This window comes from Pseudomonas sp. CH61 (assembly GCF_059429415.1).
The window spans coordinates 3664548-3675898 of the sequence record NZ_CM182098.1 but is presented as its reverse complement, the minus strand read 5'-3'; the positions used below and the strand labels follow the sequence as shown (position 1 = coordinate 3675898).

Here is an 11351-nt window from a genome sequence, read left to right as displayed (position 1 = left end):
TGGGAGCGAGCCTGCTCGCGAAAACTATTTAACTAGCACTGCAGATATCAACGCTTATCGAGCTTGTCCGGCAACGGCGCAAACAGCGCTTCGATATCATCACTCTGCAACTTCCAGTCCCCGGCCTTGCGCCCATCCAGCACGCCGGCCGCCAAGTCGGATTTTTCCTTCTGCAGGTGCTGAATCTTTTCTTCCACCGTGCCCCGGGCAATCATCTTGTAAACGAACACCGGTTTCTCCTGACCAATCCGATACGCCCGATCCGTCGCCTGATTCTCGGTTGCCGGGTTCCACCACGGGTCATAGTGAATCACCGTATCCGCTTCCGTCAGGTTCAAGCCCACGCCACCAGCCTTCAGACTGATCAGAAAGATCTGACGCTTGCCGCTCTGGAATTCCTTCACCGGAGTACGTCGATCGCGGGTCTGGCCGGTCAACAGTGCGTAGGAAACGTTACGTTTTTTCAGCTCTTCTTCGATCAAGGACAGCATCGAGGTGAACTGCGAAAACAGCAGGATCCGCCGGCCTTCCTCGAACAGCTCCTCGAGCATTTCCATCAGGCTGTCGAGCTTGCCCGAGGTGCTGCCGCGAGCGGGCAGGGTGGCGTCGTTGACCAGACGCAGATCGCAGCAAACCTGACGCAGCTTGAGCAGCGCCTCAAGAATGATGATCTGACTGCGCGCCACGCCTTTGCGGGTGATCTCGTCGCGGACTTTCTTGTCCATCGCCAAGCGCATGGTTTCGTACACATCGCGCTGCGCTTCGTTGAGATCGACCCAGTGGATGATCTCGGTTTTCGGCGGCAACTCGGTGGCGACCTGCTCTTTGGTGCGGCGCAGCAGGAACGGTTTTATCCTACCGTTAAGGTGCTGAAGTCTGACTTCACTGCCGCGCTTTTCAATCGGCACGCGGTAATCGGCGTTGAAGCTTTTCACGTCGCCTAGCCAGCCCGGCAGCAGGAAGTGGAACAGCGACCACAGCTCGCCCAGGTGGTTTTCCAGCGGCGTACCGCTCAGGCACAGACGCTGGCGCGCATTCAGCTCACGGGCGGCTTGAGCGGCTTTGCTGTTGGGGTTCTTGATGTACTGCGCTTCATCCAGCACCAACACATGCAGCGGCTGCCTGGCGAGACGTTCGACGTCTTTGGGCAGCAGCGCGTAGGTGGTGAGGATCAGGTCGTAATCCGCGAGATTGTCGAAGTGCTTTTTGCGCGTGGCGCCGTACAGCGCAACCACTTTCAGTTGCGGCGTGAAGTGCGCCGCCTCATCGAGCCAGTTCGGAATCAGACTGGTCGGCATCACCACCATGCACGGGCGATCGAGGCGACCGGCGTTTTTCTCACTGAGAATATGCGCCAGAGTCTGCAGGGTTTTACCCAGACCCATGTCATCCGCAAGAATCCCGCCGACCTCCAGTTGCCGCAGCGACTGCATCCAGCTCAAGCCTTCAAGTTGATACGGGCGCAGCGTCGCGTTCAGGCCTTGCGGCGCTTCAACGCTGAAATCACGAATATCGCGCAGGCGCTGAGCCAACGTGCGGATCTGCTCGCCACCCTCCCACAGCAGCGGCAGGCCTTCCAGCGAATTGAGGCGGGTGGCATCGGCCTTGCTCAGGCGCAGGGTGGTTTCGCCCGGTTCCTGCAGATAGAACTCGCCGAGCGTCATCAGCACTGGTTTCAACCGGCCTAGCGGCAACGCCACCTGCAGTGGCCCGTGCTCGGTGTTGCGCTGCGGAATATTGACCAGAATCAACTCGTCATCGCGACGGCGCGCGAGGCGTTCCGGGTTGAGGATCTCCGCGTGCGAGCGCATCAGGTTGAGCAGAATCGGCAACAGGCTAAGACGCTCACCGTTAACGATGATTCCCAGTTCCAGATCAAACCAGTCGCGCTCCGGCACCTGTTCGACCGTGGCGTACCAGTCATCAACAGCGGTCAGGTCAAAACCGAATTCCTCGTCGATCTGCAGCTCCCAACCTTGGCTGCGCAGTTTCGGCAGATCGTTAAGAGTGAAGGTCAGCCAGGCGCTGTCATTGACCATCTCATACAGTTCGCCCGCGCTTTCCGGCAGCGCTTTGCTCTGGCGTGTGGCGATGCGAAAACCGAGGATTCTTAACTGTTCACGGTAGGACTGTTCGACTTCCGGATGACGTTTTATCCGCAGCGTCTGGGTTTCCTGGCGAATCAGGATGTCGCTGTTCTTCTGTCCGCTGACGTATTCGTCGAGATAACTGAACGATAGCGCCGCGCGATGCTGAATGTAGCGCTGCATCTTGCCGTTGCGCGGTTCGAAAGCGCTGAACTCGACACTGGCCAGCCACAGACGTGGCAACGGCTGCACGTTATCGACCAACACTTGCGGTGGCGCTTTCGGGCTGCGGTTTTCCAGCACGGCTTGCAGCTTTTCCAGCAGTTCGGCGTCTTTGGCGGCGGCGGGGTAATCGAGGGTTTCCTGCACTTTCAGCAAGACGGCGGCGCAGTGTTTGCAATTGGTACGCACCGGGCAGGTGCAGCCGGCATCGACCAGCAGCAAGGTGCCTTTGGCTGACTCGCGCAGGTGAATGGTCTGACGGTACACGTTACCGCCAGAGCCTTCGCAACTGGCGGTGATGGTCGCATCGCCGACCTGGGCGATACGTACCCGGTTTTCCACGGCGTAGCGGCGGCCACGCTCTAGGCTCTGTTCCTTGAATCGGCTGACCCAGGAGGGCGCCAACGGTTTACTCAGCGGCGGGTTCATAAGGACTTCGATCAGTCCGGAATCGCTTCAGGTGCTTCCCGTGGCGCAGGCGCGGTCAGGGAAGTGATCTTGATCAGCAGGGCCAGATGGCCATTGTCGAGATAGTTGAGTTGGCCGTTCTTGGTGTGACTGTCCTGTTTCAGGCGCTCGCTGGCGGTGACCAGGCCATTGGCGTCGATCTGATTGACCCAGAAGTCGGCGTTCACATCGGTGAAACGCCCCAGTTTCATTTCCAGCGTGCCCTCGATCGGGAACTGGCCGAACTGCTCCTGACCGTCGCTGACCGCGACTTTCGCCGGTGCTTCGCCGAGGGTTTGCTGCCAGGCCTTGTGCATCAGCACGCTGTAGTCGCCGCTGGCGGTGAGCTTGGTGACCACATCATTCAGCGCAGGTGTGCGCTGGCTGTCATCGGCCAGGCGCTGGGCGCCAGCGGCCCAGTCTTCCGGCGCGGCACGGCTGACGATCGCCGGCACGGCGTTCTGCCGGACCAGAATCATTTCGACCTGATACAGGTCGTCGGCATAAACCGAAGGGACTGCCAAAGTCAGCAGCAAAGTCAGCGAACGAAACAGGCGCATTGGGCGTCCTTCAAACAGATTTCGGGAGGAGGCGCTCAAACAGCGCCTCTACAGTATTAAAGCGCTCTTCCGGGCGTTCCATCGGCACCTGGAACTTGAACATCGTCGCACCTTCGAATTTGTAGCGTTTCGGCTGGCTCTGGATCAGCTTGATCAGCGTCATCGGATCGACCGGCGTTTGCGCTTCGAATTCGATGCGTCCACCTTGCGGGCCGCCATCGACTTTCTTGATGCCCAACTGCTCAGCCTGCAGCTTCAATGCCGTGATGCGCACCAGATTCTTCGTCGGTTCCGGCAGCAGACCGAAGCGGTCGATCATCTCGACTTGCAGATCCTTCAGCCCTTCCTCGTCGGTAGCCGAAGCGATGCGCTTGTACAGAATCAGGCGCGCGTGAACGTCCGGCAGATAGTCTTCCGGAATCAGCGCCGGCACCCGCAGGTTGACTTCCGGGCCACCGCCCAGCGGTTGATCGAGGTTAGGTTGCTCGCCCTTGCGGATCGACTTCACCGCGCGCTCAAGCATTTCCATATACAGCGTGAAACCCACAGCCTGAATCTGCCCGCTCTGGCCATCGCCGAGCAGTTCGCCGGCGCCACGGATTTCCAGGTCGTTGGTCGCCAGGACGAAACCGGCACCGAGATCCTGAGTGTTAGCGATCGCCTCCAGACGCTTTTCCGCGTCCGAGGTGATTTGCTGGCGCGGCGGCGTCAGCAGGTAGGCGTAAGCCTGGTGGTGACTACGGCCGACGCGACCACGCAACTGGTGCAGTTGCGCCAGACCGAATTTGTCGGCGCGCTCGATGATGATGGTGTTGGCGCTCGGCACGTCAATGCCGGTCTCGATGATGGTCGAGGCTATCAGCACGTTGAAGCGCTTGTGATAGAAGTCGCTCATCACCTGTTCGAGTTCGCGTTCGCGCATCTGCCCGTGACCGATGCCGATACGTGCTTCCGGTACCAGTTCGGCGAGATCGGCGGCGCATTTCTCGATGGTTTTCACGTCGTTGTGCAGGTAGTAAACCTGACCGCCACGCAGCAGTTCGCGGAGCAAGGCCTCTTTGACCGTGCTCTTGTTCTGCTCCATGACGAAGGTGCGCACCGACAGGCGTCGTGCCGGCGGCGTGGCGATGATCGACAGGTCGCGCATGCCCGACACCGCCATGTTCAGCGTGCGCGGAATCGGCGTCGCGGTCAGCGTGAGAATGTCGACTTCGCTGCGCAGGGCCTTGAGCTGTTCTTTCTGACGGACACCGAAACGGTGTTCTTCGTCGATGATCACCAGCCCGAGATTCTTGATTTTGACGTCGTCGGACAGCAGTTTGTGCGTGCCGATGACGATGTCGATCTTGCCTTCCGCCAGATCGGCGATCGCTGCGTTCACTTCCTTGGCCGATTTGAAGCGGCTCATTACTTCTACGGTCACCGGCCAGTCGGCGAAGCGATCGCGGAAGCTGTTGTAGTGCTGCTGGGCGAGGAGGGTGGTCGGCACCAGGATCGCCACCTGACGACCGCCGTGCACGGCGATGAACGCCGCGCGCATGGCCACTTCGGTCTTGCCGAAACCGACGTCGCCGCAGACCAGTCGATCCATCGGTTTCGGCGCGAGCATGTCTTCGCGCACGGCTTCGATGGTCGACTGCTGATCCGGGGTTTCTTCGAACGGGAAACCGGCGCTGAACGTCGCGTAATCGGCTTTCGGGTCGGCAAATGCGTAGCCTTCGCGAGCAGCGCGGCGGGCATAGATGTCGAGCAATTCAGCGGCAACGTCGCGCACCTGTTCGGCGGCTTTGCGTTTGGCTTTCTGCCAAACCTCGGAGCCGAGGCGGTGCAGCGGGGCCAGGGCATCGTCGCTGCCGGTGTAGCGCGCAATCAAATGCAGGTTGGCCACCGGCACGTAAAGCTTGGCGTTCTCGGCGTATTCGAGGGTGAGGAATTCGGCAGCCTGATTGTCGATTTCCAGAATGGTCAGGCCCAGATAACGGCCGACACCATGATCGATGTGCACCACCGGCGCGCCTTCACGCAGCTCGGTGAGGTTTTTGATCACCGCGTCATTGCTGACGTCGCTGCGCTTCTCGCGGCGACGACGCTGCATCACGCGTTGGCCGAACAGCGGACTTTCCGCGACCAGCGCCAGCGCCGGGTCATCGAGCATCAGGCCTTCGTCGAGCGGGGCAATGGTGATCGCCAGACGATCCTTGCTCGCGACGAAGTCCGGCCAGCTGTCAACGGTTTTCGGCCGCAGCTTCAGGCGTTCAAGCAACTCCAGCAGCACTTCGCGACGGCCCGCGGATTCGGCGGTGAACAACACGCGACCGGGGAATTCATCGAGAAATGCCGACAGCGCTGCCAGCGGTTGCGTGGCTTTGGCTTCAATCGCCAGATTCGGCAGAGCCTGCGCGGGGAAGCGCTCGCGGCCGACGCCGGTTTCCACGTCTTGCTGGCTGGCGACCACGCGTGGCCAGCTCTTCAAGCGAGCAAAGCAGTCTTCTACCGGCAGGAACAATTCAGCGGGTGGCAATAAAGGACGCGATGGATCGACGCGGCGCTCTTCATAGCGATTGCGCACATCGTTCCAGAAATTCTCCGCCGCTTGCTCGATGCCCGGCAGCGAGAACACTTGCGTGTCTTGCGGCAGGTAATCGAACAGCGTCGAGGTTTCGTCGAAGAACAGCGGCAGGTAGTACTCGATACCGGCTGGGGTGATGCCGCTGCTCAGATCCTGAAAGATCGGGCAGCGCCGGAAGTCGACGTCGAAACGCTCGCGGAAGCGTGCCTTGAAACGGGTGACCGCGTCTTTCTGCAGCGGAAACTCACGAGCCGGCAGCAGCTTGACCGAATCGACCTTGTCGATGGAACGCTGGTTTTCCGGATCGAAGGTGCGCAGGGTCTCGATTTCGTCATCGAACAGATCGATGCGATACGGCAACTTGCTGCCCATCGGGAACAGGTCGATCAGCGCGCCGCGTACGGTGAACTCGCCGTGCTCATAAACCGTGTCGACGTAGCGATAGCCGCTGGCTTCGAGTCGCGAGCGCATCTGTTCAACGTCGAGCTTCTGGCCGACATCCAGTACCAGACTGCTGCCGAGCAGGAACTTGGTCGGTGCCAAGCGATGCAATGCCGTGGTAATCGGCACCACCAGCACGCCATGTTCCAGCTCCGGCAGCCTATATAGGCTAGCGATGCGCTGGGAAATGATGTCCTGGTGCGGCGAGAACAGGTCGTAGGGCAGGGTTTCCCAGTCGGGGAAATGCAGCACGGGCAAATCCGGGGCGAAGAAACTCAGCTCCTGTTCCAGTCGTTCAGCACTTTGGCTGTCGGCGGTCAGTAGCAGGGTGAAGCGCTTGGCAGCGCTGGCAGCCTCGGCAATCGCCAGGCTGAGGGCAGCACCGGGCAGATTGCCCCAATGCTGTTTACCTGCCTCGGCAGGGAGTAGCGGTAGACGCAGAACGGGCACGGAAGGTTGAGCTCCAGGCTTTGCGACAAAGTCGGTAATTGTAGCGGCGTCCGGTGCCGCCTGTCAGTTGCAGACTACGTCTATCTTCGCTGTTTGGACGAAATGTAGTGGTAACCATAAAAACGAGCAGTTTTTTTGTGGTTATGTAGTGCCGAAAGTGGCTAGTGTTACGGAGGGTTACAGACATCGTCTAACAGTCGTCGAAAAATTGACTGCGCTGAGAGCCCCGGTTTTACTGGGCTTGAGAGAGGCGTAATTTTTTTGAACGGAATTTTGTTACCGATTTCGCGACAAGCGCGCATTGCTACAGGAGGTTGTCGGCGGCATAATGTAGCCCCTTTTTTCTGCCCCTACATGTGGAAGGTTACCGTGACTCAGAAGCCCGACCAGTGTCTTGGTGAATGGATCGACCGTGAAGCACTCGCAGAAGCGATGATTCCGCTTATCGGTCAGCTCTACCGCAATAACAACGTGGTGAGCTCGATCTATGGCCGCAGCCTGATCAACCAGTCTGTCATCGCGATTCTCAAAGCTCACCGCTTTGCGCGCCACCGTTCTTCCGACGACAGCGAACTCTCCGTCCACGAAACATTCCCACTGCTCAAAGCCATGAGCGAGCTCAAGCTCGGCGCGGCTTCGGTAGATCTGGGCAAGTTGGCGTTCAAATTCCGTAACGAAGGCAATGGCCGCAGCGCCGAGCAGTTCGTTCGTGAAGAGATGGCTGACGTGGTTGGCCAGCAAAACGCTTCCGCACGTAAAGGCACCGACGTTGTGCTGTACGGCTTCGGTCGTATCGGCCGTCTGCTGGCGCGCATCCTGATCGAAAAAACCGGTGGTGGCGACGGCCTGCGTCTGCGTGCCATCGTCGTGCGCAAAGGCGCCGAAAACGACCTGACCAAACGCGCCAGCCTGCTGCGTCGCGATTCGGTACACGGTTCGTTCAATGGCACCATCACCATCGACGAAGAAAACAACACCATCACCGCCAACGGTAACCTGATCCAGGTCATCTACGCGAAGAACCCGACTGAAGTGGATTACACCCAGTACGGCATCAAAGACGCGCTGCTGGTGGACAACACCGGTGTATGGCGTGACGCCGATGGCCTGGGTCAGCACTTGCAGTGCCCGGGCATTGACCGCGTTGTTCTGACCGCGCCTGGCAAGGGCAAGCTGAAGAACATCGTTCACGGCATCAACCACGGTGAAATCACCGCTGAAGACAAGATCGTGTCCGCCGCTTCCTGCACCACCAACGCCATCGTGCCGGTGCTGAAAGCTGTCAACGACAAGTTCGGCATCATCAACGGTCACGTCGAAACCGTTCACTCGTACACCAACGACCAGAACCTGATCGACAACTTCCACAAAGGCGATCGCCGTGGTCGTAGCGCCGCGCTGAACATGGTCATCACCGAGACCGGTGCTGCCACCGCTGCTGCCAAGGCCCTGCCTGAGCTGGCCGGCAAGCTGACCGGTAACGCGATCCGTGTTCCGACGCCAAACGTGTCGATGGCCATTCTCAACCTCAACCTTGAGAAAGCCGCCACCCGTGAAGAGATGAACGAGTACCTGCGCTACATGGCGCTGCACTCCGATCTGCACAAGCAAATCGACTTCGTCAATTCGCAGGAAGTGGTTTCGACTGACTTCGTTGGCTCGCGCCACGCCGGTGTAGTCGACGCTGAAGCGACCATCGTTCAGGACAACCGCGTTGTTCTGTACGTCTGGTACGACAACGAGTTCGGTTACAGCTGCCAGGTTATCCGCGTGATGGAAGACATGGCAGGTGTAAATCCGCCAGCGTTCCCGCGCTAAGCGATAGCTGCACATGAAAACGCCCCGACTTTGGTCGGGGCGTTTTTGTTTGTGTGCCTTTTAGAGCTGTGTTGTCAGTACCGGCCCCTTCGCGAGCAGGCTCGCTCCCACACTGGATCTGTGTCGCTCAGAAAATCCCCTGTGGGAGCGAGCCTGCTCGCGAAAGCTATTTATCGGGCGCCGCCGGGTATAGCCGCCTGCGCAGTGCGCAGTTCATGCTTATTGCCACGAAACAGCACCAGCGTCGCAATCAGCCCCAACACCGCCGCACCACTGAGCCAGATCCCCGGCGCAGCCTTGTTATCCAGCACATGAATCAGATACGTGCACGCCGCCGGGGTAAACCCGCCGAATGTCGCGGTTGCCAGGCTGTAGGCGAGCGAAAACCCGGTCGTACGCACTTCCACCGGCATGATCTCGGTCAGTGCCACCACCATCGCGCCGTTGTACGAGCCGTACAGGAACGACAACCACAACTCGACGATCAGCAAATGGCTGAAGCTCGGGTTCGCCACCAGCCACGACAGGGCAGGGTAAGCGGTCAGGATCGCCAGAATCGTCGCTGCCAGCAGTAAGGGTTTTCGGCCGATCTTGTCAGACACCGAGCCCATCACCGGCAACCAGAAGAAGTTCGACAGCCCGATGCACACCGTCACCAGCAATGCGTCGAAATCCGACAGGTGCAGCTCGGCTTTGCCGAAGGTCGGGGTGTACGCGGTGATCAGGTAGAAAGACACCGTGGTCATCACCACCAGCGCCATGCCAGCGATGACGATGCCAAAGTTCTGACCGATCGAGCGGACGATTTCCCGCAGGGTAGGGCGATGTTTTCTGGCCTGGAACTCTGGGGTTTCCTCCAGCGAGCGGCGAATGACGAAGATCACCGGCACAATCATGCAGCCGATCAGGAACGGCACGCGCCAGCCCCAATCACCCATTTGTTCCGGACTCAGCCAATGATTGAGGCCGACCCCAAGCAGGCCGGCAAAGACCACCGCCGCTTGCTGACTCGCAGACTGCCAACTGACGAAGAAGCCCTTGCGGCCCGGTGTGGCAATCTCAGCCAGATACACCGACACGCCACCCAGCTCCACGCCGGCCGAGAAGCCTTGCAGCAAACGACCGAACAGTACGATCAGCGGCGCGGCGACGCCGAGGGTCGCATAGCCCGGAACGCAGGCAATCAGTACCGTGCCGGCAGCCATCAATGCCAGGGTGATGATCAAGCCTTGGCGGCGGCCATGACGGTCGATGTAGGCGCCGAGGAAAATCGCCCCCAGCGGACGCATCAGGAAGCCCGCGCCGAAGGTCGCCAGCGAAAGCATCAGCGAGGCGAAGGCACTGTCGGTGGGGAAGAAGGTTTTGGCGATGGCCGTGGCGTAAAAGCCATAGACCATGAAGTCGAACATTTCGAGAAAGTTGCCGCTGACAACGCGAAAGATCGCTTTGCCTTTGCCCGTGGTGGAGGACATGTTCAGGTACTCGCTATTGGATTTTGTATAAAGATGTTGCAGATCCTTTAATTCATAATGGCCGCCGCGGTTTTACGGAGAGATGAATAATTGTTCACTGGACGCTTGCTTGGACTTGTGATTCTTGGCGGTCTATTGGCTGGCTGCGGTAATGGCGAGTCCATGGAAAGCTTCGGCGGGCCTACCATGGGCAGCACGTATTCGATCAAGTACCTGCGTCACGCTGGCATGCCTGAAGCGACGCGGGTTCGCAGTGAAGTGGAGGGCATCCTCGGCGAAGTCGATCGGCAGTTGTCCACTTATCGCAATGATTCGGACATCGAGCGCTTCAACGCTTTGCCCGCCAACAGCTGTCAGAAAATGCCTGGGTCGGTACTCGAATTGGTCCGCACAGGCGAACAACTGTCAGCGCAAAGCGAAGGCTCCTACGACCTGACCGTTGAACCGCTGATGAACCTCTGGGGCTTTGGCCCACAAGGCCGCGAAGAGAAAGTCCCTGACGCCGCTGCGCTGGCCGAAGTGATGCAGCGAGTCGGTCACCAGCATCTGCATATCAGTGGCGATCAGTTGTGCAAGGATGCCGCCGTCGAAGTCGACTTCAACAGCATCGCCGCCGGTTATGCCGTCGACACCATCGCCGCCAGGCTCGACGCATTGGGCATTCACGATTACCTCGCTGAAGCGACGGGTGAGTTAAAGGCAAAGGGTCGCAAGCTTGACGGCTCATCGTGGCGCATCGCCCTGGAAGAACCCCGCGACGATCAACAAATCGCCGAGCGCATCATCGATGTCGACGGCTACGGCGTTTCCACCTCCGGCGACTACCGCAACTATTTCCTGCAGGACGGTCGGCGCTATTCCCACACCTTTGATGCCCGCACGGGGGCACCGGTCCTACACGACCTGGCGTCAGTCACGGTGATTCATCCTTCAGCGTTGATGGCCGATGGACTATCGACGCTGTTGCTGATTCTCGGCCCCGAAAGGGCTTGGGACTATGCCGAAAAACATGACATTGGTGCATTCTTTGTGATTCGTGCCGATACAGGTTTTGTCGTCCGCACCAACGCGGCTTTCGAACGCCTCAGTGGCAAGAAAACTGACTGAGAACAATACGAAAGCTGGCGTTGTAGTGCAGGCAAAAGTAGCCTACGACGCGACCAAGGGTTAATGTGCGCGGCGTTGACGCTTCTATAGACTGTGTCCGGGTTCTTGATTGACCCCCAATTGTTCCTTCGCGCCGCCGTTCGGCGTGATTTAGCCGCCGGTGCTGCTGGCACCGCGG

General features: G+C 59.3%; 6 protein-coding genes. 2 read left to right on the top strand and 4 right to left on the bottom strand.

Annotation, left to right across the window (positions count from 1 at the left end; translation table 11 throughout):
* Window positions 1-47: 47 nt before the first annotated feature.
* The 3 genes from AC5SEM_RS16415 to mfd are packed head-to-tail and all read right to left on the bottom strand — an operon-like array spanning window position 48 to window position 6776.
* Window positions 48-2738 (bottom strand): DEAD/DEAH box helicase, encoded by a 2691-nt coding sequence (locus AC5SEM_RS16415; protein WP_495470842.1) that lies wholly within the window; start codon window positions 2736-2738, stop codon window positions 48-50.
* An 11-nt stretch (window positions 2739-2749) separates the two neighbouring features.
* A complete protein-coding gene (locus AC5SEM_RS16410) occupies window positions 2750-3316 on the bottom strand; it encodes a CsiV family protein (protein WP_077573833.1) in 567 nt (188 codons plus the stop codon).
* A gap of 10 nt (window positions 3317-3326) precedes the next feature.
* Window positions 3327-6776, bottom strand: coding sequence for a transcription-repair coupling factor (mfd, locus tag AC5SEM_RS16405; RefSeq protein WP_368968777.1), 3450 nt, complete (start codon window positions 6774-6776; stop codon window positions 3327-3329).
* A gap of 354 nt (window positions 6777-7130) precedes the next feature.
* Here mfd and AC5SEM_RS16400 point away from each other — a divergent pair, with 354 nt between their 5' ends.
* The gene (locus tag AC5SEM_RS16400; protein ID WP_116030895.1) at window positions 7131-8594 is read left to right on the top strand and encodes a glyceraldehyde-3-phosphate dehydrogenase; all 1464 of its coding nucleotides are present in this window, start codon (window positions 7131-7133) and stop codon (window positions 8592-8594) included.
* A gap of 170 nt (window positions 8595-8764) precedes the next feature.
* On the opposite strand, the gene AC5SEM_RS16395 is transcribed toward AC5SEM_RS16400, so the two are convergent.
* Window positions 8765-10066: an MFS transporter gene (locus AC5SEM_RS16395; protein ID WP_016986740.1), complete on the bottom strand. Its 1302-nt coding sequence runs from the start codon at window positions 10064-10066 to the stop codon at window positions 8765-8767.
* Between the two features lie 162 nt (window positions 10067-10228).
* Here AC5SEM_RS16395 and AC5SEM_RS16390 point away from each other — a divergent pair, with 162 nt between their 5' ends.
* Window positions 10229-11173, top strand: coding sequence for an FAD:protein FMN transferase (locus AC5SEM_RS16390; protein WP_495473475.1), 945 nt, complete (start codon window positions 10229-10231; stop codon window positions 11171-11173).
* Window positions 11174-11351 lie beyond the last annotated feature (178 nt).

Bases quoted from the DNA above. Each gene is read 5' to 3' on its own strand.
- AC5SEM_RS16415 (WP_495470842.1), bottom strand. From the start codon at position 2,738: ATGAACCCGCCGCTGAGTAAACCGTTGGCGCCCTCCTGGGTCAGCCGA.
- AC5SEM_RS16410 (WP_077573833.1), bottom strand. From the start codon at position 3,316: ATGCGCCTGTTTCGTTCGCTGACTTTGCTGCTGACTTTGGCAGTCCCT.
- AC5SEM_RS16400 (WP_116030895.1), top strand. From the start codon at position 7,131: ATGTGGAAGGTTACCGTGACTCAGAAGCCCGACCAGTGTCTTGGTGAA.
- AC5SEM_RS16395 (WP_016986740.1), bottom strand. From the start codon at position 10,066: ATGTCCTCCACCACGGGCAAAGGCAAAGCGATCTTTCGCGTTGTCAGC.
- AC5SEM_RS16390 (WP_495473475.1), top strand. From the start codon at position 10,229: ATGGAAAGCTTCGGCGGGCCTACCATGGGCAGCACGTATTCGATCAAG.